Annotated in this window: 24 protein-coding genes; 7 read left to right on the plus strand and 17 right to left on the minus strand. The window is 49.2% G+C overall.

The window, feature by feature from the left end:
* Nucleotides 1-38 precede the first annotated feature (38 nt).
* The 3 genes from ICL07_RS02225 to ICL07_RS02235 all read left to right on the plus strand — a co-directional run bounded on the left by ICL07_RS02225 (nt 39) and on the right by ICL07_RS02235 (nt 3,594).
* Nucleotides 39-1,304, plus strand: a complete 1,266-nt coding sequence (locus tag ICL07_RS02225) for a serine hydrolase domain-containing protein (protein WP_188086315.1) — start codon at nt 39-41, stop codon at nt 1,302-1,304.
* A gap of 348 nt (nt 1,305-1,652) precedes the next feature.
* The gene (locus ICL07_RS02230) at nt 1,653-2,774 is read left to right on the plus strand and encodes a lipid II:glycine glycyltransferase FemX (RefSeq protein ID WP_188086316.1); all 1,122 of its coding nucleotides are present in this window, start codon (nt 1,653-1,655) and stop codon (nt 2,772-2,774) included.
* Nucleotides 2,775-2,841: 67 nt separating this feature from the next.
* Nucleotides 2,842-3,594: an XRE family transcriptional regulator gene (locus tag ICL07_RS02235; protein ID WP_188086317.1), complete on the plus strand. Its 753-nt coding sequence runs from the start codon at nt 2,842-2,844 to the stop codon at nt 3,592-3,594.
* Between the two features lie 161 nt (nt 3,595-3,755).
* On the opposite strand, the gene ICL07_RS02240 is transcribed toward ICL07_RS02235, so the two are convergent.
* The 7 genes from ICL07_RS02240 to ICL07_RS02270 form a co-directional block, all read right to left on the minus strand.
* Nucleotides 3,756-4,280, minus strand: coding sequence for a DUF4402 domain-containing protein (locus tag ICL07_RS02240; protein ID WP_188086318.1), 525 nt, complete (start codon nt 4,278-4,280; stop codon nt 3,756-3,758).
* Nucleotides 4,281-4,350: 70 nt separating this feature from the next.
* Nucleotides 4,351-6,984: a carboxypeptidase-like regulatory domain-containing protein gene (locus tag ICL07_RS02245; RefSeq protein ID WP_188086319.1), complete on the minus strand. Its 2,634-nt coding sequence runs from the start codon at nt 6,982-6,984 to the stop codon at nt 4,351-4,353.
* A 30-nt stretch (nt 6,985-7,014) separates the two neighbouring features.
* Nucleotides 7,015-7,497, minus strand: coding sequence for a DUF4402 domain-containing protein (locus ICL07_RS02250; protein ID WP_188086320.1), 483 nt, complete (start codon nt 7,495-7,497; stop codon nt 7,015-7,017).
* 42 nt (nt 7,498-7,539) lie between these two features.
* Entirely contained in the window at nt 7,540-8,406 is an 867-nt protein-coding gene (locus tag ICL07_RS02255) for a fimbrial biogenesis chaperone (RefSeq protein WP_188086321.1), read from the minus strand.
* Between the two features lie 111 nt (nt 8,407-8,517).
* Nucleotides 8,518-9,042, minus strand: coding sequence for a DUF4402 domain-containing protein (locus tag ICL07_RS02260; RefSeq protein ID WP_188086322.1), 525 nt, complete (start codon nt 9,040-9,042; stop codon nt 8,518-8,520).
* Between the two features lie 457 nt (nt 9,043-9,499).
* Nucleotides 9,500-9,895, minus strand: a complete 396-nt coding sequence (locus tag ICL07_RS02265) for a hypothetical protein (protein ID WP_188086323.1) — start codon at nt 9,893-9,895, stop codon at nt 9,500-9,502.
* 40 nt (nt 9,896-9,935) lie between these two features.
* Nucleotides 9,936-10,691, minus strand: a complete 756-nt coding sequence (locus ICL07_RS02270) for a hypothetical protein (RefSeq protein WP_188086324.1) — start codon at nt 10,689-10,691, stop codon at nt 9,936-9,938.
* Nucleotides 10,692-10,813: 122 nt separating this feature from the next.
* Between ICL07_RS02270 and ICL07_RS02275 the strand changes: the two genes are divergently transcribed.
* From ICL07_RS02275 to ICL07_RS02285, 3 genes are read left to right on the plus strand one after another with little or no spacing between them, the layout of a single operon-like run.
* Nucleotides 10,814-11,155 carry an ArsR/SmtB family transcription factor gene (locus tag ICL07_RS02275; RefSeq protein ID WP_188086325.1) on the plus strand — a complete coding sequence of 114 codons (342 nt, stop codon included), beginning with the start codon at nt 10,814-10,816 and terminating at the stop codon, nt 11,153-11,155.
* The gene (locus ICL07_RS02280) at nt 11,142-11,642 is read left to right on the plus strand and encodes an SRPBCC domain-containing protein (protein ID WP_188086326.1); all 501 of its coding nucleotides are present in this window, start codon (nt 11,142-11,144) and stop codon (nt 11,640-11,642) included. The genes ICL07_RS02275 and ICL07_RS02280 overlap by 14 nt, the downstream gene beginning before the upstream one ends.
* A gap of 24 nt (nt 11,643-11,666) precedes the next feature.
* On the plus strand, nt 11,667-12,524 hold the full coding sequence (locus ICL07_RS02285) for an alpha/beta fold hydrolase (RefSeq protein WP_188086327.1): 858 nt from the start codon (nt 11,667-11,669) through the stop codon (nt 12,522-12,524).
* Between the two features lie 145 nt (nt 12,525-12,669).
* Here ICL07_RS02285 and ICL07_RS02290 read toward each other — a convergent pair whose 3' ends face one another.
* The 7 genes from ICL07_RS02290 to ICL07_RS02320 all read right to left on the minus strand — a co-directional run bounded on the left by ICL07_RS02290 (nt 12,670) and on the right by ICL07_RS02320 (nt 22,275).
* Complete coding sequence (locus ICL07_RS02290) at nt 12,670-13,176, minus strand: SRPBCC family protein (RefSeq protein WP_188086328.1); 507 nt, start codon at nt 13,174-13,176, stop codon at nt 12,670-12,672.
* Nucleotides 13,177-13,202: 26 nt separating this feature from the next.
* The gene (locus tag ICL07_RS02295) at nt 13,203-14,369 is read right to left on the minus strand and encodes a peroxiredoxin family protein (RefSeq protein ID WP_246484960.1); all 1,167 of its coding nucleotides are present in this window, start codon (nt 14,367-14,369) and stop codon (nt 13,203-13,205) included.
* 17 nt (nt 14,370-14,386) lie between these two features.
* Nucleotides 14,387-15,589, minus strand: a complete 1,203-nt coding sequence (locus tag ICL07_RS02300; protein ID WP_188086329.1) for a TlpA disulfide reductase family protein — start codon at nt 15,587-15,589, stop codon at nt 14,387-14,389.
* Between the two features lie 23 nt (nt 15,590-15,612).
* Nucleotides 15,613-16,986, minus strand: coding sequence for a RagB/SusD family nutrient uptake outer membrane protein (locus ICL07_RS02305; RefSeq protein WP_188086330.1), 1,374 nt, complete (start codon nt 16,984-16,986; stop codon nt 15,613-15,615).
* A gap of 10 nt (nt 16,987-16,996) precedes the next feature.
* The gene (locus ICL07_RS02310) at nt 16,997-20,506 is read right to left on the minus strand and encodes a SusC/RagA family TonB-linked outer membrane protein (RefSeq protein ID WP_188086331.1); all 3,510 of its coding nucleotides are present in this window, start codon (nt 20,504-20,506) and stop codon (nt 16,997-16,999) included.
* 176 nt (nt 20,507-20,682) lie between these two features.
* Nucleotides 20,683-21,648: a FecR domain-containing protein gene (locus tag ICL07_RS02315; RefSeq protein ID WP_188086332.1), complete on the minus strand. Its 966-nt coding sequence runs from the start codon at nt 21,646-21,648 to the stop codon at nt 20,683-20,685.
* 78 nt (nt 21,649-21,726) lie between these two features.
* A complete protein-coding gene (locus ICL07_RS02320; RefSeq protein ID WP_188086333.1) occupies nt 21,727-22,275 on the minus strand; it encodes an RNA polymerase sigma factor in 549 nt (182 codons plus the stop codon).
* A gap of 103 nt (nt 22,276-22,378) precedes the next feature.
* On the opposite strand from ICL07_RS02320, the gene ICL07_RS02325 reads away from it, so the two are divergent.
* Nucleotides 22,379-23,146, plus strand: a complete 768-nt coding sequence (locus ICL07_RS02325) for an APH(3') family aminoglycoside O-phosphotransferase (RefSeq protein WP_188086334.1) — start codon at nt 22,379-22,381, stop codon at nt 23,144-23,146.
* Between the two features lie 156 nt (nt 23,147-23,302).
* On the opposite strand, the gene ICL07_RS02330 is transcribed toward ICL07_RS02325, so the two are convergent.
* The 3 genes from ICL07_RS02330 to ICL07_RS02340 all read right to left on the minus strand — a co-directional run bounded on the left by ICL07_RS02330 (nt 23,303) and on the right by ICL07_RS02340 (nt 24,916).
* Nucleotides 23,303-23,833 carry an ORF6N domain-containing protein gene (locus tag ICL07_RS02330; RefSeq protein ID WP_188086335.1) on the minus strand — a complete coding sequence of 177 codons (531 nt, stop codon included), beginning with the start codon at nt 23,831-23,833 and terminating at the stop codon, nt 23,303-23,305.
* A gap of 139 nt (nt 23,834-23,972) precedes the next feature.
* Nucleotides 23,973-24,473, minus strand: coding sequence for a DinB family protein (locus tag ICL07_RS02335; protein ID WP_188086336.1), 501 nt, complete (start codon nt 24,471-24,473; stop codon nt 23,973-23,975).
* Between the two features lie 2 nt (nt 24,474-24,475).
* Nucleotides 24,476-24,916: a PaaI family thioesterase gene (locus ICL07_RS02340; RefSeq protein WP_188086337.1), complete on the minus strand. Its 441-nt coding sequence runs from the start codon at nt 24,914-24,916 to the stop codon at nt 24,476-24,478.
* Nucleotides 24,917-24,918: the final 2 nt, after the last annotated feature.

Consider the following 24,918-nt stretch of genomic DNA (forward strand, 5'->3'; position numbering starts at 1 on the left):
TTTGTGTCATCAAACACAAAAAGTAACAATCTACCATCATGAAAAAGTATATATTGAGTGTTATTGCCATCCTGGCAATGACCGGTACAACCTATGCCCGGCAAGGCCTGGATACCCAAAGAACTTCCCGCATCGACGACGTTATCAACCGCCATATCCACGCAGGACATATACCCGGAGCTACCGTACTGGTAATGCGCCACGGACAGATCGTATACAATAAAGCCTATGGCTATGCCGACGTGGCTTCGCACAAACCCATGCAAACAGACAATATCTTCCGCATCGCTTCCCAGACCAAAGCTGTTACCAGCCTGGGAGTGATGATACTGTGGGAAGAAGGGAAATTCCAGCTGGATGATCCGGTGTCCATGTACATCCCGGCTTTCAAAACCCCTCGGGTGAAAGTGTCTTTCAACCCACAGGACAGTAGCTATACTACCCGTCCGGCCAGCCGGGAAATCACCGTGCGCGACCTGCTGCGTCATACCTCCGGCATCGCCTACGCTGCTGTATTCAGCGATCCGCAAATGCAGGCGATCTACGCGAAAGCCGGTGTGGTAAGCGGTATCGGCACCATGGCGTCTGACCTGAAAACGAAGATGACACTGCTGGCGCAGCAACCACTCATGCACGACCCCGGACAAGCTTTTACCTATGGGCTTAACACCGATCTGCTGGGCTATCTCATCGAAATATGGAGCGGCCAGCCACTCGATGTATTCCTGCAACAACGGGTATTTAAACCGCTGGATATGCAGGACACCTATTTCCATCTGCCGGCAGCCAAACAACAAAAGTTAGTAACACTTTATGAAGAGGTGAACGGAAAAATGCTGCCGGTAACGCATCCGCTGTATGAAGGCGTAGACCCGCTGTTCCCAAACCGGCAAGGGACTTACCTCTCCGGCGGCGCCGGACTGGTGTCCACCACCGCAGATTATGCCAAATTCCTGTCTGTTTTTATGAACAAAGGCAAGTATAATAAACGGACGATTATCAGTCCCGCTACCGTAGCGCTGATGCTGACCAACCAGCTGGAAGCGGGCGTACGCCCTTCTCCCCTTCCTGCACAACCGGAACCGTTCCAATTTGGACTGGGGTTTGCCCTGGAAACAGCTGTCAACGATCACCTGATGCCTTACAGAATTGGCACCTTCAGCTGGGGCGGTGCCTTTAATACGCATTACTGGGCCGATCCGCAGGAAGGGCTGATAGGACTGGTATTTACACAGGAGTATCTATCGCCTTACTGGAGCATTGGCGACGAATTTAAAACAGCCGTGTATCAGGCGTTGGATTGATAATAGCTAAGCCCGGGGTTTGCTGCTCCGGGCTTATTCATGCATCGGCTTTTCCTTCCCCCGAAAATGTTGTAACTTTGCATCCGTCATGTTACAGTTTTTATCATACAACACCCGGCAGCATCGTGCTTTTTCCGCTCCTGTAGCGGCTGCAGCTACGACTATCTCCTTTTGCTGCTTCTGTAAAAAACTGTACTTCATTTCCAATTTCAAGGACTTTCATACACTGACCCCGCGCTGCTGACAGCCACATCGGGGACCTTCTACTTTATAACGTTATTATTTATTCGTTTCATTTCCGGCAGGAGATGAAGCGCTTTCTTTTTTTACACTTAACCATGATGCATCATGTATCTTGACATTTGCAAAAAAGAGATCAGACAGGTAAACAAAACAGCTATTTTGCAGCAGACCGCCTACTGGTCGGAGGTAAAGCGCCGCCAGGGCTGGGAAACCTATGCTTTCGATTTTAAGGTGCAGCGGCAGGACTTATTTGCCGGCGCCGATAGCGCTCATTATACAGCGAGCGACGTACTCGTCATCCTCCGTCAGATCAACGATGAACACTCTATCGCCTACGTTCCCTACGGCCCGGAGATAGAACCGGATGCTGACTGCCAGGGTGTTTTCCTGGAAGAGCTGTCGGAGAGCCTGCGACCATTGCTACCGCAGAAATGTATCATGATCCGTTATGATCTGGCCTGGCAATCGCACTGGTCAGGTGATGAACGGTATTTCGATGAAACCGGCAGCTGGCTGGGTCCTCCGGCTAAACAGATGCAGGAACTGCGTTTTAATTATAATACCCGCAACTGGAACCTGAAGAAGTCCAACACCGACATACTGCCCTCTAATACCATTTTTATGGACCTGCGGAAAGATGATCAGCTGTTGCTGGACCGCATGAAAACCAAGACCCGGTACAATATCCAGCTGGCCAACCGTAAAGGCGTTACCGTAAAGGCAGCGGGACTGGAAAATATAGACACCTGGTATGACCTGTACGCACAAACGTGCGCCCGCAATGGTATTGTACAGGAAGATATCAATTATTTCAGGACAGTGCTGACGGCTCGTGCCAATCAAAGCACCTCTCCTGCCGATGTGGAAATGTTACTCGCAGAGGCAGATGGAATACCGCTGGCAGCAATGTTCCTGGTGGTAGCCGGTAACCGGGGAACCTATTTATATGGGGCTTCTTCCAATTCGCACCGCAACTATATGGGCACCTATCTGCTGCAATGGGAAGCCATACGCCGGGCTAAACGTAAGGGCTGTACGGAGTATGATTTCTTTGGCGTATCTCCTAATCCTGATCCGCAACATCCCCTCTATGGCCTCTATAAGTTCAAAAACGGTTTCGGCGGAGAACTGTACCACCGCATGGGTTGCTGGGATTATCCGCTGCTGGAAGCGCCTTACGCTGCTTATACCGCGGCAGAATTAAGTAACGGCCGTTATCACCGTTGAGCAATAATGATTACATTTGTCTCCATTTGTTATAAATATAAATTATTTTAAATATAACGGAAAGAAAATGAAGAAGCCAACTTTCTGGGCAGGGAACCTAAGGACATTACGTACACGGAAAAAGCTGTCACAGCAGCATCTGGCCGATCTGCTGGGTATCAACAGAAATAAAATCACAGCACAGGAAAGCGGCAAAACACGAAATCCACGGTTGGAAGACCTGGTCCTGATCTCCGATTTTTTCCGGGTAGATCTTGATACGTTTATCAGAACAGACCTGCAACAAGCCAGCGAAGAACAACTAACGGAACTGGAAGCCGGTAATACCATCGACTTAACAGGCAGGCATATACGTATTTTACCGATCACCGTGGACCAATCCAACGAAGAGAATATGGAATACGTGCCCGCGAGGGCCAAGGCCGGCTATCGCAGCGGATTTGCAGACCCGGAATTTATCGCCGGCCTGCCAAAGTTCTCGCTGCCGGAACTGCCACGCGGCAAAACCATCCGTATGTTCCCTATCTCCGGCGACTCTATGCAGCCTATCCCCGATGGCAGCCATATCATCGCCCAATACCTGGAAGACTGGTCACACCTGAAAGACAATACGGCCTGTGTGCTCGTACTGAAAGGCGGAGAAGAAGATATCATCTTTAAACTCGTGAGCAGCCGTATCAAACAAAAAGGCACACTGTTGCTGCGTTCCCTCAATGAGGAATATGATGACTTTGAAGTACCTATCAATGAAGTAATGGAAATCTGGACATTTATCGGTTACCTGAGCAAGCAGCTACCGGAAGTGACAGCGATGCAATAATCTTCCATCTCAACCCCGTGTGGAAGGAGAAGACACCCCATAATTCCCCAGGGCTATAAAGCGCCCTGGGCCAATAACCCCTCCGGGCCGCCTGATAAAAATAAAGAGGCTGCCCTGTTATCCAGGACAACCCCTTTTTCTAGCAACCGCAACAAAATTGCTTAGTTATAGTTTACTGTAACGGGGAACGGCAGAAGGCTGTTGTACTGACCAGGAGTCTGGTTGGCACCTACATACAGGGTAGCACCCACGTTCAGCGCCTGAGTACCACCAGTCAGCAATCCACCGGTGATCACTGAAGGAGAGCTGGCAAAATTGGTGGCCAGCATAAATGCGCCAACATGTGTAGTATTATTCAATACTACAGGAATGAGCGGCAGGGTGATGGCGTAAGAATAACCATCTTCACCTGCTACGGAAAAAAGAGCAGGTGTAACAGTACCTGTTGTCGGTAAAGTAGAAACACCGCCTGTTGTGCTACGCACACCGGCTGGAGTAATTTTCAGGGTACCGGGAGTGGCAGAAGCGGCCAGGATACCGAAATTCAGGTCCAGTGTTTTGGTCAGGGTAATAGGAGTGATAACAGTGGCGAATGCATTGGCTGTTGCGGTAGCGGATGTTTGTGCAACTGCTTTACCAGCGAAAATGGCTGATGCGATAACGATTAATGATAACACCTTTTTCATAAAAATTGGATTTAAAAAATGAACAAATAATTAAAATGATTAAATAATTGATTGACTAAATGAAAAGCTATTATTTCGAAGGGTTAGAGGATAGAATCGGAATTATTTTAAACAACAACCCGTCAACAACATCACCATCCGGGTTTCGTTTAATAGAGACGGTTACCTCAGCGGGTTGGGCTGTCATATGCAGGCGCTGCAGCTGCGCCGGGTCCAGGCTTAAGGTATAGGCTCCCGGACGGAGACCAAGGTAGCTGAAGTAACCGTCAGATTCTGTGAGCACAGAGGCCACAGTTTGACAGTCCTTATCCAGGATATTCACCCGGATACGGGACATGCCTTGTTTTTGATCGTTCCTGACCATGCCGGATACTTCTCCGGAAACGGTCACCGGTATCTCTACCGGCTTGAACTGGTTGGGTAGGGCCGTTACACCGATGGCAGTATGTTTGAGCTGCCAGGCAATGGAACTGAAGCCGTCGGGGTTAACACGTATCAGATATTTACGATAGGGTTCCAGATTAAAAATACGATAGAGGGTATCCTGTTTACTGAAGACGGACATGCCACCGTTGATCTGTATAGAAAGTCCATCCAGCTTGGGTTCCCCGGCATCTCTTTTCCCATTTCCATTGAGGTCCAGAAACGCCAGCACCGTCAACTGCGCACGTCCTACACTACCCAGGTTGCTGGTCATCAGGTAATTGCTGGCCCGGTCATACATCAGACTGCCGCCGGCAGCAACAGATACGGAAGAGTTACGGCCTGCCAGTACAGTGCTCATGCTGGCTTTGGCGAAATTAAAATCGTAACGTAATGTTAGTCCCGTCAGAAACTGCTGACCAATAAAGTCCCTCTCCACGGAAAGCCGCACATACGTACGTTGCCGGATATTACGTTCCACTTCCACGCGGGCATTGGTAAACTGATGACTGTCATAGGAATACTGCAGCCGTGGCATGAGAAACATATTGGAGAAAACCCGGTAAGTCTGCGCCAGAGTGGTATACGCCATCAGTGGCGCATCTTTCCGGAAGTTACAGAAGGTGGTCAGGTTGGTATTCACGCCACCAATAGTGCCGGAAGTAACCCATTCCGCCGTTGTATATTTCATCAATGGTATAGGGATATCCATCGGTATTTTTTCGTACGTGGGTGCCTGTTGTTCCGCCGGCGGCATGGTGATCTGGTCAACTGTCAGCCGGGAGAACAAGGAAAAATTGGGTTTCCGGATAGGCAGCATCAGCGACAGTTTCCGCTCTTCCAGGTAGTTAAATTTTACGGCATGCTGATCTGAGGAATAACGTTGATACATGGCTTCTACTTCCAGATCAAAAGGCAGCCGCCAGAAAAGAGAGGCTTTACTTCTCACCTGGTAAGCGTATTCACCGCTGAAGATGAGATTGTCTGTCAGCCGCCAGGCTGCGTGCGCGAAAGGAATCGGTTTCCCTCCCGGAATGGAAGACAGGTATTCCGTACCGGCGCCCACTGTGATACGTTTGGTGATGCCGTAATGCACAACACCCATCGCGTAACGACTGCTTTGTCCATCGAGTACCACGCCGCTGGTAAGGGTATATTCCATTTCACCGCCAGGCAGAAAATTAAAGGGCACCATAATTTCCCGTTGTTCGGTACGTACTTCCCCCCAGGGGCCATAAAAGCGCAGGGTAACAGTGGTATTGCCGTAAATGATGGGCACATTGAAGGCAAAGAAACCCGAAGCATCTGCCTGCTGGTAGTCGATCAGTTCATGATTGATGTACAGCTCTACTTTCCAGCCAGGCGTAGTGATGTCGGTCAACCGGTAGGTACCGAAGGCTGTCCTGTTGAGCGTGGGTGCGTTGGTAAACTGCACGCCGGCCAACGGATACAATACGGAGGCAATAGCCATACTATTGATTTTACCTACGGTAACCTGCCGTAACAATGGATGATCATTGTTCACATAATGCCACATAAATTGCTGGTTGCGCAGATCCAGGTTACCATCTGTATAATTCAGTTGCAGGTTGGTTTCGCCACCGGCTGTCTGTCCGCCGAGTGACAGGCTGACATTGGTGGTATTGGCATTCTGCTGCCGGGTCGTCATCACCGACCAGTCGGCTGCATTCACGCTGAAAGCCTTCGCTTTGTTGCGGACGATAGTATCGGCCACCTCCTCTCCTTTCAACCGGTTAATATTATCACGGAGCTTTTGCTGTTTCATCTCCCGGATGACGGGCAAGTCGCGTTTAGTCGTCAGCGTTACAAACAGATCCCGGAAACGGAAAACACAGTTCAACCCGAACACTTCGCTCCAGCTGTTGGCGCGGAGGTAGAACCCCGAGGGTGTGCAGACAAGTGTTTGTGTGTTCATGGTGAAAGTTTTTTTGTTATAGGTAATCGTGTTCGTCGCTTTTTCGATCAGGTATTCATCGGCTGTTCCGGTAATAAATCCCGACAGGGTATCATACTGAGGGGAGATATTGTTTTTGATATGCAGGAAATCGAACAGGTCGCTCACTGACAGGTAAACATCCTGGTTACGGATGATGGCGGATATCTCAGCGGTTCCCAATTCCTGCATCCCCACGGTCACTACCAGTTCTTCGTCGGTCGCTGCGCTTTGTGCAGCGCACCGGCCCGGGCATCCCGCGATAGTGGAGGCGATGCAGAGCACGCCGAGCAGAACGGGCATGAGCATATCGTGAAGATGTTTCATGATGCATGGTTTCTCAATACAGCAGGGGGGTTATTCTCCTGCTAAAAAAGTGATAAAAACCTGTCCGTTATATTTTCCTGAAGCCGTTTGTCCGGATTTGTTAACAGTCAATGTGCCGCCGATATGGATATTGGTCCGGGGTGTTTTCGTAATAAAAGGCATGACCGGGTCTGAGCCTTTGATACGGAGTGACATCGTGTTACCGTTGCTGCCTTTCAGCAGGGAGTTCGTTTCCAGGATGGCAATCCTGCTGCCTACAGGCGCCTGCAGTTCTATGACTGCCGGCGTGGCCATCCCTCCTCTCCCGATCTGGATCACATCTCCGGTGGTGGTGGTCATACCGTCGGCGTTGACGGTGATAGAACCGCCGCCCTGGCCGGTGCTAAACGTACCGAAATTCAGTTGCTGGATGATAGTGGGGGTTACCTGTGCCTGGGCTGGCAAACAGTGTAACAGACAGAGCATGCCCGTTACAGCCCACCCTACCGGGCGCTGTACAATATGCATACACATGATCGGGAAATTACAAACGGGGTTAAGCGAAGAGGGTTATATTCATCTCAGTACCAGTTCCTGTTTGGCGAGCATGACCGGTTTTCCGTTTCCAGTCTCGTAATTCACTTCCAGTTTGCCCTGATGGTAGTTCAGTTTGGAAGTGTTGTCCAGGTCTATTTTGACTTTTCTTTTGTTCAGCGGTGTGTACACCGCCACTCCTTTAGCCATGGCGGCGCGCGTTCGCTGGCCGGAAGGCGAAATATAATCGATCGTCAGATCTCCATAGGCCGACATGTTGCCGTTGCGATTCAATGCAAACGACACCTGGGGCTGTTTAGGGTTGTTGAAATCCATACCCATTTCTGTAATGGTAGTGGTAGTGGAATCAGCACCCACGCGGATGATGACGGGAATGGTGACACCGAAGACCGGCACCAGTTTTACCTCGATGTTACTGGTATCTTTGGGCCGGAGAGGTGCTTCACCGAGAGGTATGGGACGAGGGACAGCCCTGAAATAGACATGAGATCTGTATTCGCCGGGAGGAAGACTACCGGTGTTGATGACCTGTAGTTTCACCGCTTGTGATTCTTTGGGAGCGATGGTAACGGTACGGGGAAAAATACGGAGATTGTTGCTCGCGAAGCTTTGCCCGGAATCAGGTTGTTCGATGTTTTCAAAAGAACCGTCTTCCTTCATCCTGATCTGTACAAACGATACCTGGTAGGTGGCCGTGTCTGTCCCGGTATTGGCCAGGCCCAGGTCCTGCGTTCTTTTGGTACCATCAAATACCACCCTTTTAGGATAGATCATCAGGTCTCCCTGCGCATGCACAATGGCCGCATACATCAAAAAAGTGGATACAATTAAGGCGGTGCGAAAGACTATCTCATATCTCCGCTGCACACGCAGGGTTAGTAGCTTCATAAGCATGGTTGCATACATCTCTCAAATAATTTGCGGGTTACCGATAGGGATACCAAAGGCCCCTCCCCCAGGTGAAGTACGGGGCCTTTTTGGTTTTACTGGAATTGCCGATCAGTTATAGTTGACGGTTACCGTAAACGGGGTAGCCGTACTGTAAACACCTGGTACAGCCTGTGCTGTCAATTGAAGGGTGGCGCCTACCAGCAGCGTTTGCACACCGCCTGTCAGGACACCGGTTCCCGACGGATTGCTGACAAAATTAGTAGCCAGCAGTACCTCATGACCACCACTGGTGGTATTGATCATTGGTACCGACACCGGCAAGGTAATCGCATAAGAGTAACCACTTTCGCCTGTAACCTGGAACACTGCCGCGTTGACAGTACCTGGTCCCGGAAGTGCGGATACTCCGCCTGCAAAAGAACGGGTTCCGTTGGGCGCCAGCATTACAGCACCAGCTGTCCCGGAAGGTGCTATAGGGCCAAAACTCAGACTACCCGTAATCCTCAGGAGCGAGACCGGCGCCGCGACTGTCGCGGAAACGTTGGCAGTGGCCGTTGCCGGCGACTGCGCAGCAGTCTTCCCCATCCACGAGACCATGGCCAGCATGGTCACAGAAAGGACTTTCTTCTTCATAAGAAGTCTTTTTAGATGATGAGCTAATTACTGAACTTGGAAGAACACGAGGAGTGCGGCCAGGGATAAGCACGATAGTTCCGTTACGTGTAATCATACATTACACAAGATTGTCACATGCACTCGATACTTTTTTCGGATACTGACACCAGTAACCATAGCGGAGGGATATTTTTCGGAAAAAACCTATGGAAATAAAACTTCAGGATATAGCTAGTTTAAGTATAGTATTTAGGGGTACAATGCTATTTAAACTTTTTGGGACAACTGTTTCACAGACTGTTTGGATAAAGTTCAGCGAAGATAAATAAGATTTTCATTTCACCAAATTTTTTTCAAAAAAAATTTAAAAGATTAACAAATAACCTGTTTAAAACAAGGGAAACAAGCCACCAATAAGGATCTCAATAGAATAAATAAAATAAAAGCATAATTAGTTCTCCTGACTATTATAAAATTACCGGCTAATCGGTTCATCCATTTTATCTCGTATATCCTTTACCGTTATATCCGCGTGACGGGTCATACATGTAATAACCATTACCTCTGTCAACGATGTTCCTCCACGACGCAATGTTACCATCAACAGCTCGCGCCAGGTAACAAATGGCTCAGGAAAATCTGCGTCCTCATATTCAATACCCAGCTCCTCTTCCATCGCAAAAATCAAATCCAGGAAATCCGCATACCATCTATCTTCCGCCAATAGCTTCCGCACACGTTCCTGCCTTTCGGGCGGATTAGAGGTTGATTGCCCACATCCCCGGCAACGGATTTCCGGTTGTAACATCGCCGATACCGGCAGATAATTTTTAGCGCCGCATTGCGCACACTGAAACACCCATGGTCCCATCCTGCAAAACAATTTGACGCAAAGATAACCTGAAAAACAATCAGGGCTCCGGCTTCTCCAGCGTCCAGCCATCTTCTATCCATGGCACCAGCACAGGATGCAACGCCAGCACTTCATTTGTGGCAGGTCGTACAATATCGTCTTTCATTATCCGGCCGCCGACCAGCTTAGTAGCTACCCAACCGGCGCCAAAACCCAACGCCGCCATGATAAGGATGGCATGCATAAAGTAACCAATGACAACAAACAATACCAATGTGCCTAAAAACGCTAATCCGGTACGCCCTTCGTCTTTGGAGTGAAAACCTTCACAACGCTGACAACGGGGTACTTCCACCTTCATCTTCTTAAAGTCCACCACCCGCGCCGATCGGGCCGTCTCCAGGTACAAGGGCTGAAAAATACTGCTCTTCCGATGGTGCGGGGCCGCGGCGCAGAAATGACAGATATCGATGCCTACATGTTTCTTATACAGGTCTTTCAGCTGTTCTTCGTATATCCATACCTGTTTGCGTTTGTCTACCGATATATTCAGCGCCAGTGCCCAGGTAACGGCCTGCATCGCGCTATTCAGGTCACGGTCGGTATTCCAGGATACCTGCGCAAAATCGCACAGTACAGTGGCAATGGCATCTTTGGCTTCTTCATTGTCCGCCAATTCCTGGTTTAATTGATCCACAAAAAAATAACGCTTCATGGCGGCGACAGCCTCCCGGGCCAGGATGGTTCTTTGCGCGGTTTGTTCCTTAGCTGTTTGTATACTGGGAGCTACAGGGTGATAAAGGGCAAGGTTCATAGGGATAATAAATACTTTTAATGCGTTAAAAATAAAAAAAACTCCTGGTAATTCCCAGTAGCTAAAAAATATTTGTAAGCATTTACTTACATTTCCTATATTTGTAAGTAAATACTTACATAATGGAGAAAAGAAGGGACATATATCAGGCGATTGCAGACCCTACCCGGCGGGAAATCATCAGCCTGATCGCCCGACAGTCAATGAACCTGAACGCTATCGCGGATAACTTCGACGCCAGCAGGCCGGCTATCTCCCAGCATATTAAAGTGCTGACGGAATGCGGGCTGATCATGATCAAAAAACAAGGCCGGGAACGTTATTGCGAACTGAAGATTGACAGGTTGATAGAAGTCACCTCCTGGGTGGAACAATGCCGCAAATACTGGAATGAAACCATTGACTCCATGGAAAATTATCTACAGGAATTACAAACTAAAAATAAAAAAAATGGCAAACAGTAATAGTCAGGATACGTTTATCTCCCGTATCATCAACGCGCCGCAGGAACTGGTATTCGAAGCATGGACCAGCGAAGAACATCTACAGCACTGGTACGCGCCGAAAGGTTGCACAGTACATTTTGCACAGGTGGACATCCGCCCGGGCGGAGGCTTCCTCTCCTGCATCCGCAATCCAACCGGCAACTATAAAGATTGCTGGTGTAAGACCACTTTCCTGGAAATCACCCGTCCGGAGAAAATCGTCTGCACGCTACAGGTCGCAGATGCCAACGGCAACCTGCTCACTTCCCGGGAAGCAGGTATGGACCCCGATTGGCCGGATCAAACCACCCTAACGGTAACGTTTACACCGCAAGGCGATAAAACATTATTCACCCTGCACCAGACCGTCAGCACGGTATTGGCTAAACGAACCGGCGCAGAGCCCAGCTGGCTGCAAATGCTCGATATCCTGGAAGAACACCTGCAACCCGCAGGCGCCCGTTAATCTACCTGATTCAAACAACAATTTATGCTACAAAACATATTCCTGGCCATGGCCATAGGCCTTGCCATGCCCGGCAGCGCCATGTCCTTACCAACAACAGACTCTGTCAGTAACTATGCTACCGTAAACGGTATCAACATGTATTATGAAATACATGGCAGCGGAACGCCATTAGTACTGATCCATGGCGGCGGCTCCACCATCCGTACCACCTTTGGCAATGTACTGCATGATTTTGCGCAACATCACCAGGTGATTGCGGTAGAACTGCAAGGTCACGGGCATACCAGCGGACGCCCCGGCCCTACTACATTTGAACAGGATGCCGACGATGTAGCGGCACTGCTGGAGAAGCTGCATATTCCACCCGCAGACATCCTTGGCTTCAGCAATGGCGGCTCTACCGCTTTACAGATAGCCATCCGCCATCCGCAGCTGGTGCGCCGCATTGTGGCGATTTCCACTTTTTATAAACGTGCCGGGTTACCTCCGGCTTTCTGGGATATGATGCAGAAAGCCAATTTCAACAGTATGCCCCAACAACTGAAAGACGCTTACCTGGCTATCCGCCACGATTCCGCCGGACTGCTGGCCATGCATCACCAGGACCGCAACCGGGTACTGGCCTTTAAAGACTGGCCAGACAGCGCCATCCGTGCTATACAGGCCCCTACCCTGCTGATCATCAGCGAAAAGGATGTGGTACTGCCCGAACATGCTATCGCGATGAGCAGAATGCTGCCTAAAGGACGGCTGGCTATACTTCCCGGCTTTCATGGCGCCTTCCTTGGAGAGGTAGTCACCACCAAACCTGGTAGTAAAGTACCACAGCTCTCTGTTGCCATGATAGATGAATTTCTCAATGAACCCATTTCTATTTAGGGATTTTTTGATTTACGGATTTTGGAATTTCGGGGATCATGAAATCGGATAAAAAAGGGAAGACCGAAGCGGATGTTTGCTTCGGTCTTCTCTTTTATTCACGAAATTCCAAAATCCGTAAATCAAAAAATCCCTAAATGAAAGTCTATTCCAGCATCTTTTTTAATCCCGCTTCATAATTGGCTATTTCGGCGGAGAGGGTTTCTACCAGCGGCTTGCGGCCGGATTTATCTCCCTCTAAAATAATGCTCCAACGAACAACCGATACATCGTCCTTGTCCGGCAGCGACTCTACCAGCGCCGTTACAACGGCTTTGCGGATGCCCGCAGGCAAAGGGTCCTGTACATGGAACACAAAAAACTTGTATTGATCATGTACCTGCTCGATCTCATCGGTACGTTTACGGCCATCGCTGAAAACGAGGTCGCGGAACTTTGTATCGTTCACCGTCCGGATATTCACCTCGCGGATCATGCCATTGGAATATTCTTTTACCTGCGGCAGATCACGAATCACACGCCATATCTTCACCGGCGTGCTTTTGACCTGGGTTTCATGCGTATAGTCAGGTATGATTTTCTGCGCCGCCTGCATCTGCGCCATGGACACTGAACTCCAGCAGATAAGTACCAATAATAACAATCGTTTCATAACATGCTTACTGTTTAATTTGAACACTATTTACCAAATATCTCTTCCAGTTTTTTTGTCAGCGCTTCTCCCCGCAGATTTACCGCTACAATTTTCCCTTCTTTGTCTATCAGGAAATTGCTGGGCACCGCGCGGATATTGTATTCTTTCGCTACCTCGTTTTTCCAGCCTTTCAGATCGCTGACATGTTCCCAGGTAAGGCCGTCGTCTTTGATGGCTTTTACCCAGGCATCCTTTTTATCATCCAGTGATACGGCCAGTATTTCCAATCCTTTGCCGTGGTACTTCTCGTAGTTATCCAGCACGTTCGGATTTTCCTGCCGGCAGGGACCGCACCAGCTGGCCCAGAAATCAAGCAACACGTATTTACCACGATAATCCTTCAGCTGTACTGCTTTACCGCTCACGTTGTTCTGGGTGAAGTTCATCGCCGTGGCGCCAATACCGGTTTTGCGGGCTATCTCTTCTGCTTTTACAAGATCCGCCTGTTTTCGTTTAGCCTCTTCGAGATAGGGGTATTTTTTTACCAGCTTCGCCAGTTCCGTATTGATCAACTCCTTATCCTTCCGGGGATGCAGGTAGTCCAGTGCATATAACAACACCGGCGTATTGGGATACATTTTGACGAGCAGTTTTATCCGCTCTCCCATATCATCGCTCAGCCAGTCGTATTGGCCCTGCAACACACGCTCCAATGCGGTATCTTTCGCCAGGGAAGCCTGGTATTGCAAACGGCCGTTTTGTATCATCTGCTGGTAATTACGATAGGAAATAAAATTCACCTGGTTGACCAGGTTATTCTCCTCGCTGCCATGGATGTATACGTACGGCGGATTTTTGATTTTCATGACCGCGGTATCTATTCCCCTGAAATCGATCTGCAGGTTTTCTTTATTCGCCCAAAAAGTCAGGCGGTCTTCTTCAAATTCGTTCAGGATATAGAACTGTGGCCGGGTAGCGTCTACCTTGATGCTATAGGAACCATCCGGTTTCAGGTGAATAGTGTCTATGGTGATACGGTCGTCTCCTACCTGTTTTTGTACGCGGAAAGGAAATTTCTCCTGCTGCTCTTTTGACGGAGGAAATTTAATTTTCCCGCTCACGGTGATATACCGTTTTGTTTGCGCTGCCGCCGGCAGTGCGATGGAAGCGGCAAGTAAGGCCAACAACCATGGATGTTGCTTTTTTCTCATACAGATGGTTTATGATATTATTGCATAGGTAACATGGGAACTGCTTTGGTGGCAGTACCCACGGCTGCTTTCTTTTCTTCCTTTTTAGGCATTGCACTACCGAACAGCGATGCCAGTTTCTTTTCGATATGACCGTTACCGCTCTCATCGAAACCAATTTCCTTCATGAGGATTTTCCCTTCGGGAGAAATCAGGTAAGTGGTGGGTACGCCTGTGATCGCAAATCCGCTACCAGCGATATTGATATTATCCAGCGCCTGTTGCCAGGGATTGTTCTCCTCTCCCACGGCTTTTAACCAGTCGGCTTTGCTTTTATCGATGGAGATGCTGTAGATGACAAAGTTCTGGTCTTTGTACTGCTGGTATACTTCGCGCATATGCGGGAAAGACTTACGGCAGGGCGCGCACCAGCTGGCCCAAAAATCGATCAGCACGTATTTCCCTTTCAGGCTGCTGAAGGACACCATCTTCCCCTGCGGGTCAGGCAAATTGAAATCCTTTACCTGTTTGCCTACGGCAGAATTACGGATACCATCGGTGAACTGATGGAATTCTTTTGCCTCTTTAGTCGACTTCATCTCTTTGGAGAGCATAGCGTATAGCCGGTCCTGTTGCTCCACCGTGGCGATCTGCCGGGCATCGTTCAGGCTGAATGCGGACGCATAAGAGTTCGGATGGCCCTTTATCAGTTTTTGCAGCAAAGGCAGCAGGTGCTGTTGTTGCAGCTCGCCTTGTCTTTTCTCAAAGGCTTCGTACTGTGGATTTTTTTCATCCATCCATACAGTACCGAATTCCTTTTTCAGCGTTTCACTGATAATTTTCCAGGTACCCGCTTTCTCCCTGTTATAGGTCTGGTATAACTCCGGCGCTTCAGAACCTTTGACGGTAGAGGCGTTCATCCCTTTGCTGATATCACTGGTAACGGTATACGTAGTGGGTTTATCCATCAACACACCATAGGGCACATACATCTGGCGTTCGGCCTGTACATACTGCGGCAGGAGCATCATGAATACCGGACCTTCAAAAGGAATTTTAAATGTATAATGCCCGTTTTCAATGACGGTGGAGTCTTTGTAGGTACGGGTATAGATGAACATTTTGTTGTGTCCTTTCAGGTCTCCGCTGATGTCGCCCCGCAGGGTGATCTGCTGTCCCGATTGGGCCAGAGCGCCGAGTGCCAGGCAGGCTCCTGAAAGGGTGATGATGATTTTTTTCATGGTTTATCGTTTAATCGTTGATGTTATTGCACATATCCGGGGTTCTGCACAATCAGGCCGCCGGTGATATCGATTTCCCGTTGAGGTATCGGCATGGCATAGCGGTTGGCCGGCAGTTGCGGATTAGGCTGTTTACCGCTGCGGATGGCATCGAAGCGGGCAAAACCTTCAAAGGCCAGTTCCCGTTTGCGTTCCAGCAGGATGCGGTCTACCAGTTGTTGTTTGCTGGTGAAATCTGCCACGGTGTATACTTTGGGTACCGGGTTTTTCGTATAGGCCCTGGCGTATACTTTGTTGAGCAGGTCTACGGAAGCAGGGTTCACGCCGGAAGTCTGCGCCAGCGCCTCTGCTGCGGTCAGCATCACTTCCGGAAGGCGGATGATGTTCACGTTGTCCATGTTTTTAGGATCGGTGAATTTGCGCATTTTGCCGGTAGCGGTTTTTAAATCCGTGAGCCGTTCGTCTTTAGCTTCATAAATCGCCAGGAAGTCCGGCAGTGGCGGATAGTAGGCATAAAATATACCGTGATCACCGTAAATGGTCGCATTCCAGCTTTCCGGGAAGGCGAATATGATTTCGCTGCTGAGTGCGTATTTACCATTGCCGGTGGCATTGTCGGGCCACAAGGCCAGGAAAGAAGGCTGGAGGTTGTAACGTTGTCCGGACAGGACTACGTTTGCATAAACGGCAGCTTTTGCATAGTCTTGTTTATACATACATGCCCTGGCAGCCAGTGCAGCGGCCGCGCCTTTGGTAGCGCGGCTGGCCTGGTCTACCGGGTTGGTTCTGGTTTCGGGCAACACCGCGATGGCCTCATCGAGGTCTTTGAGTATCTGCGTATATACTTCCTCGTTGGTATTACGGGCTTTGTCCTGGGAGCCGTCATATCCATCGAAGGATTGCATCATCAGGGGAATGCCCATATTATTGGGTTTTCCCTGCAGGGCGCCATCACCATATAGCTGCAGCAGGGTCAGGTGCCCGAGGGCACGGATAAACTTTGCTTCTGCGATGAATTGTTGCTGTATGGCTATATCAAATTCAGCATATTTCTGCAGTTGTGTGATGATCACATTCGCCTGGTTAATAGTGGCATAAGGAACAGACCACATTGCGTCATAGTTGCCGTCACGCGGATCTATCGTGCCTTTGATCAGGTTCTGGTTGGAGCTGCTCACCACATTGCCGGTCACATCTCCGAAAAGATAAGTATTGCCGGCGCAGGACTTCATCAGTTGCAGATAAGTGCCTGCCAGGAAATTTTCGGTGGTCTGTTTATTTTTCAACAGGTCAGCTTCCACCATGGTGCCTTCCGGTTTCAGGTCCAGTTGCCGGTTACAGGCTGCAGATATCATCAACAGCAAACAGGCATATATATAACAGGAATATCTTTTCATAAACCTCATTTTAAAAAGATGCTTTAATACCTACTCTCCAGGTCCGTGGCGATGGCATGGTCAACTCATCGTAGCCCATATTCAGCGCAGAAGAACCATAGGCGCTCACTTCAGGGTCCAGACCGGAGTAGTTGGTCAGGATCAGCAGGTTATTACCCTCTACGAATACACGCAGTGATTTCACGGTCTGCAAATGTTTCAGCATACGGGTGAAATTATAGGCGAGCGTAAGACTTCTCAGCTTGATAAACGACGCATCTTCGAGGAAGCGGGAACTCTGGCGGCTGAGGGTATAATCGTAAGAAGTGCCGAAACCGGCGGATGCCATGTTGGACTTGTTGATCAACGCCGGGATATCCGTTTGCTGACCGGGATACTGCCAGTAATTCAACAGCTCCGGGGAAAGGTTGTACACGTTAGCGCCAGCCGATGAACTGCCCAGGTAACTGAATTGGGCTGCTTTAGCGCCGTTGAACATTTTATTGCCGGCGGAGAATGAAAAGAAGCAGTTCAGCTCCAGGTCTTTATAGGCAATAGTGTTACCCATGCCACCGAATACAGTCGGCATAGCGTCGCCCATGTAGGCGCGGTGTACGAACGGTGTACCCGGGTACTGTTGCTGTATAGGTGTTTCAGACGTTTTGCCGGCATTGTCGCGCCAGAGCGGCTGACCATTATCCGGGTTCACACCCGCCCAATCATAGAGGTAAAAGGCCGTTGCAGAGTGTCCTACGCGCCAGAAGCGGCCACCATCAATTTCATTCTGGTAAGCCAGCTGGTCCTCGCTGATTTTATGCAGCCGGATGATTTTATTCCTGTTACCGGAGATGTTGAAGTTGGTGGTCCAGCTGAAATCTCTCCGGACGATATTCTGGCTGGTGAAGCTGAATTCCACGCCGTTATTGCTGAGATCGGCCAGGTTTTGTTTCTGCAGGGAGAAGCCCATAAAATACGGCAGCATGGAGTTCAGGATCGCATTGGAAGTCTGTCTCCTGTAATAGTCCAGTGTGGCCGTTATGCGGCCTTTCAGCAGACTGATGTCCATACCGGCGTTCCAGGTGGTGGTGCGTTCCCATTGCAGGTTAGGGTTGGCTGGTTGTTTTACGTTGATAGCGGACACGCTGCCGTAAGAGGCTCCGTACACATCTATTACATACTGGCCCTGGTTACCGTAGTAGCCGTTGCCACCGTCACTACCGGTGAAGCCTACACTACCCCGTATTTTCAGTTGTTCTATCAGTTTGCTGCCTTTCAGGAAAGATTCTTCACTGGGTATCCAGCCCAGCGCGAAGGAAGGGAAGCCTACATAACGGTGGTTGGCGGAGAAACGGGAAGAGCCATCCATACGATAGGTAACACCTACCAGGTAACGATGCATGTATTCATAGTTGATCCTTCCCAGGAAGGACACCTGTGCCCATTGCTGCGTCAGGGAGCTCCCTACTTTTTTATTTTTGGCGGTAGAAATACTAAGCATTTCATTGTTCAGGAAACCATCACCGGAGATAGTGGTAGCGTCTTCCACCGATGTTTCGTAGCTCTGGCCCAGCATAGCACTGATCGCATGACCGCCATCAAACGCTTTGTTGATGTCGAGGCGGTTGTTGGTCACCCATTTACGGAGTTGTTGCTGTGTTTCGGTAGCGTTGCCACCGGGCATTTTGGGCCGGTCTATTGAACGGCTGTAAGCGCGGGAGTTAATCCAATCTACGCCAAAATCGGAGTGCAAACTAAGCCAGGAACGCAGTTTCAGATCGGCAAAAGCATTGCCCAGCACACGGTTATCGATGGAGTAGTTTTTACCGGTAGTGGCTTTGGCTACCGGGTTAAAGACATCTTCCGGCCCGGTAGGGTTATTACCGAAACGCCAGTTGTAGCCGCCGGTGCTGTCGTAGATACCGATATTAGGCGCTTTCTGTATAGCGCCACGATACACTTCCTGCGCGTTGAGCGAGTTATTGTTAGCCTGGTTTAAAGACATACTCACGCCCACTTTCAGGGATTTGGTCATCTGGTTATCGAAGTTCACGCGGCCCTGGTAGCGGGTGAAATCGTTATTAACGATATAGGACTGTTGTTTATCATATCCCAGGCTGACAAAATAGTTGCTTTTTTCCGTACCACCGCTTAAAGCGATGTTGGCATCGCTACCGGTAGCATTCCTGACTACATTATCCAGCCAGTTGGTATTGACACCTTTCGGGAATGTATAATTAAGCGGACGGTAAAAAGGGTTACCGATCGCGCTGATGGAGTCTTTCACTTTGAACACCCGGTTGTAGAAATCTGCATACTGGTCTCCCGTCAACAACGACGGCAGTTTGCGGGGGGCGCTGGTAGAAGCGCCCAGCTGTACATCAACACGGGCATTGCCTCTTTTACCTTTTTTCGTGGTGATGAGGATCACGCCACCAGAACCACGGGAGCCGTAGATAGCAGTAGAATAGGCATCTTTCAGCACTTCGATGGATTCAATATCATCCGGGTTCAGGGTGGCCAGCGGATTTTTTTCAAAAGTGGTAGGCTGCCGGTAGTCGTTTGCTACCTGGTTGCCACCGAAGGCTACGCCCTGGGAGGAGCCTTTATTATAATCCACCGTATTCACGTTGGGGTCTATACCATAAATAGGTACCCCATCCACCACGATCAACGGCGTGTTGCCGTTGGCGTTAAGCGTACTGATACCCCGGATGGTGATATTGCTGGCAGCGCCCGGCACACCGCTGGAGGGCGCGATGAAAACGCCCGGCAGTTTGCCTACCATCGCTTCATCCACAGAAAGCGGTTGCTGGCCGGGCAACTCACTCACCTTGAGGCTGGACACTGAGCCCAGCAAACTACGGCGTTCCTGTACACCGTAGCCGATGACTACGGTCTCGGTTAAACGCGAAGCTTTCACTATCAGTTTTACGGGCACTGCTGCTACGGTAGCGGGAACTACCTTTACAGCCGGTTTTACTTCTTCCTGGTAGCCGATAAAAGAATATTGAAGGGAATAATCACCGGGAGGCAATACCAGTTCGTATTCGCCTTCGGGGTTGGAGACGGCATAATATTTATGTCCCGCTACGCGAACGGTTACACCTGGTACCGGTGTATTGGTCGTTGCATCGGTAATACGGCCGCGGATCTTACCGGTCGACGGCGTAAGTGCTGCCTGCATCGTCGCTTGTTTAACGATCAGGTAAACGCCGTTTTTAGCTTGATAAACAAATCCTGTTTTTTTGAGCAGTGTGGTTAAAACCTTATCCAGTGGCTCGTTGGTAAATTGTTGTTTCTCGATCCGGTATTGGGATAGTTCCTGGCTATCATATCCGAAAGACAGGTGGTGACTGCGTTCCAGCTTTTTGAGACAGGAGGCGAGCGTTTCATTTTCAAAAGCAGCGGTAATAACCGGCTGAGTAGACTGACTATATACCTGTGGAGCAAGGAAGCTGATATTTCCCAGTGAGACCACTGAGAACGCAACGCTCCATTTCACTAAGCTCCGTATATACGTTAGCGAAAGCAATTTTTGCATATCTTTGGTTGATTTTTAGTGTTTTACTAAATGCATACAAATACTGTATGATTCAAACCGTGTCTGCTGCAACAGGCGCGGTTTTTTTGTACACATATGGTCATAGCGGTCCCAGGGATGATTCCGCTTCGTTCATCCCGGTTGTCAAAGGCAAGTGCATCCTCCTTGGTGCTACATTAATTTTTACGGTGAATGGTAATATCGTTGTCTTTTATATCATATTGTATCGGATGTATGCTGCTGATGATGTCCAGCACCTGTATTACCGACAGTTGCTTGCTGCATCTCAGCGTATATTCATAGGCCTTCATTTCTGCCGGGTTGTACCGGATGCGCACCCCATACTGGTTTTCCAGTGTTAGCGCCACTTCCGCGAAGCTGGCTTGTGAGAGGCTGATCATACCGCTGGCCCATTCATTGATCTGGTCGTTTTCGACCTTCGACTTCATATATTGTTGCGCAGCGCGGCTATAGGTCAATTGATCGTTGGCACTTAATACATCGAGTCCTGTTTGATGATGTAATACCTTTACCATGCCCGTTTTCACGGTTACCTGTGTTTCATCCAGCGTATTATACGCTTTCACATCGAATGAGGTACCCAATACCTGTACATTCAGTTCCTGTGTATGTACTTCAAACGGGCGGCGTGTGTCCGGTTGTATATCAAAGAACCCTTCTCCTTCCAGTTCCACCGTTCTCACCTTTCCGAAACTGCGGGGATAGCGGAGTTTTGCGCCTGCGTTAAGCCACACGGTGGAGCTATCCGGCAGGGTAAGTTGCTGTTGCTGGCCGGGACCGACTTCCACCAGCAGCAGGGTATGTTGCTGTTGATAGTCGTGCCATAACCAGGCAGCAGCTGTAGTAATGACCAGCAGTAGGCTGGCGGCGGCCCACCACTTTTTATAGAAAGGCACGACCTTCTCTTCCGTAGCCACAGCAGGAACCGCATCCAACTGATCGTGGATGTGTTGCAACATGTCCGTCCGGAGTTGCTGCCGGTGGGCTTCATTACGGAACGCTGTGGCAGCGTGCATTTCCTGGGATTGATACCATTCATGCAGCCATTCCAGTTCTTGTGGAGTACAGGTGCCGGTTTCGAGCCGTGTGATGATCTGTTTTATTTTTTCCTGATCGTGCACGTTTAACCGTTTTCTGATATAATGACACCGGTCAAAAAGGATGGTACTAAAGCGGGGAGAAATTTTTTTTGGATGAGTTTATTTAAACCGCTGAAGGGCTTCTTTGAGGCGTTTGAGTGCCGTGGTAAGCTGGTTTTTGACCGTTTGCTGGGAAACACCCAGCTGGTCGGCCATTTCGCGGACGGTCAGCTCTTCCTGCCGGCTCAGCACATATACCTGACGCGTTTTTTCCGGCAGGGCAGCAATGGTTTGTTCAATGATCTGCTGGATTTCAGCCAATGCCAGCCGGTCATCCGCCCGGTCAAATATCGCCGGTGGAATAGCAGAAAGGATATCGAGGTGTTTCTGGTAATTATGATGACTACGGAGATGATTGAGTACCCGGTATTTCAGCGCTACGTGCAAGTATGGCCCCAATGGACCCTGGATCCGTAGTTCCCGGCGTTTATGCCATAGGGAAACGAAAACTTCCTGCAGACAATCTTTGGCATCTGCATCCTGCTGTAATCTGGCATATGCGGCCACATAAAGCTGTTCCCAGTACCGGTGATACAGTTCATCAAAGGCGGCTCTGTCATTATATGCCTGCATACGCTCCAACAACGCGGTATCCGGCAACTGCTTCAAACATGAAAGGTTTAGCCATAAAAATAAAGAAAAGCCTTCTACATATCCAAGCGCAGGGCAAAATATTAATTCCTATTTTTATAGCAACATCAAAAAGGAACCCATGCCCAACCTCCCTACAGCACTGGCTCATCTGCTGACAGACATGCAACCCGAGACCGTCACCATTGGTTATTCGGCTGCCGGCGTATACCGGTATACCAGCGACCACAGCGTGTTTTACCTGAAAACACAACCCAGCGGACAAGGACTGCACGGCGAATACGCAGTCCTTACCTGGCTCCAGGATAAGCTGCCCGTTCCCGCTATCCTGTATTTCGGCACTCACGATGATACTGATTACCTCCTCACCACCGCCATGGAAGGAGACATGCTCTGCGCCGCTCACTTCCTCGATAATCCGGAGCTTACCGTCAAATTGCTGGCCGATGGAATTAAATTATTATCCGCTGTTCCCATCGCAGACTGCCCTTTCGACAACCGGCTGGAACACAAACTGGAAGCCGCCGCACGTAATATACAACAGGGCCTCGTTGATACCTCCGACTGGGAAACCAATCACCGCTTTACGGCTCCGCAGGCGCTGCTGGATTATCTCATCGCTCACCAACCCGCACAGTTCACACCGGTGTTTACACATGGCGATTATTGTCTGCCGAATATTTTTGGGAACCAGGGCAGGGTCAGTGGCTTCATTGATATAGGCGGAGCAGGTATTGCAGACGCCTATCAGGACATCGCTTTATGCGTACGATCGTTGAAGCATAATTTTGGATCAGATGATTATGCCGGGTTGTTTTTTGACATGCTGGGGATAGAAAGGGATGAGGAAAGGGTGGAGTATTATGTGCTGCTGGATGAGTTGTTTTGAAAGGAAAAAAGATGGCGGTATTTGATTCTCTTCTTATTATTAAAAGAGCTATTCCCCAACGCCACACCTGCCGGAAAACTCAATTACCAGTCCTGGGCCAGGGACAGAACCCAAAACGGCTTTAAACTGTGGATGGTACCATCGACCCAGAGGGGACTAATGCCGGGTAAACCCTATCTTTACACGTGGTTCTTGCGGAGAGCTCAGCAACTGTTTCACATATTCAAAAACAAGTGCCATCTGTTCGTCATGGTCGGAAACTCGTTTTTCTATCTGCTCAATCTTTAATAGTATGTCTTTATGTGTTAGTATCATTTCCCGCATACGGATGAAAATACGGACAATCTGAATGTTAACTGCGATAGCCCGATCACTATTCAATGCACTGGCTAACATTACCGCTCCATGCTCAGTAAAAGCATATGGCATGTTAGGCGAGAATTTCAACGCATGGAGGTGGTCGCATTTTGCGACCACCTCCTCTTTTTCTTCCACTGTCAACTGAAACATAAAATCTTCCGGGAAACGTTTTAGATTACGTTTTACCTGTTCATTTAATCGTTTGGTCGGAACACAATACAAATCTGCCAGGTCTTTATCAATCATTACTCTCTTTCCTCTGATTAACAATATTTTGCTCATCACAGTTTCATCTGGTAACAGTACCTCTTTTCCCTTTTTATTCATACCCTTTATTTATAGTAGTCATTTAATAAGATGGGACACTCGTAACTTTCTGCAAACCCATCCGGCGTATCATCTTTTATGCTACTATAACGTACATATGCCTTCTTAGGTACCTGATTTTTTCAAAATTATATTTGCTTTACTTAACACTTTGCGCCGCCACTTCTTCTGCACTCAACCCAAACATCGGCGGTGTTTTCACTCCGATCATATTCAGGTAAATATACAACTGCGCCCGGTGATGGATTTCATGTTCCACCATGGCACGCAACCATTTCCATACCGGCATGGTGGCATTACCCGGTGTGGTGCATTTCCGTTGCAGGTCTTCCTCACTCAGCGCCCTGAAAATGTTCATCGATTCTTCATGCAACTGATCGAAGTAAGCCATCACGGCATCGTATCCGTCGGCCAGATCTTTACCACAGCCGCTGTAACTACTGGGACGGCCAGCTACTGTTTCAGCGAACATATACCGTTCTATCGTAGCAATATGCCGGATTTCATCGCCGATAGTGAACTTACCGGGCATATAGGCCCAGTCCAGCGAATCGGGGGGCACCACGGCGAGCAGCCTTTTGGTACGTTCGCGGATCTTATCGTAATAAGGAATGAAAGTGCCGATAGTAGTGATTTCCATGGTTAACGTTTATTAATCTTCATCATAGTAACCAGTGCGGTGGCTACGTGGAGTTCGCGCTCACCGGTACGGGTATAGATATCTGTTTGTACGATCGTGAGGGTAGCGCCGGCTTTGATCGTTTTCCCCTGCCCTACCAGCAGTTCACCTTTGGCCTGGTTGAGGAAGTTGATCTTAAATTCCACCGTTACAAAATAGGGATCTTCTACCGGGATAGTGGCGGCGCAATACCCTGCCACCACATCGGTCAATCCTGCGATAGCGCTGCCATGAAAGATGCCCGATGGCCGGAGCGCAATATCGCTGGGCGGCATACTGATTTCGACATAGCCTTTACCGATACCGGTCATGGTGGCGCCATACAGGGCCATCATTTTCTGGCGGACGAAGCTGTCGCGCACCCGTTGTTCGATCTCCGGTGCTAATGGTTCAATGTTGTGCATAA

Origin of the sequence: Chitinophaga qingshengii (assembly GCF_014529935.1) — a bacterium.
Taxonomy (GTDB): domain Bacteria; phylum Bacteroidota; class Bacteroidia; order Chitinophagales; family Chitinophagaceae; genus Chitinophaga; species Chitinophaga qingshengii.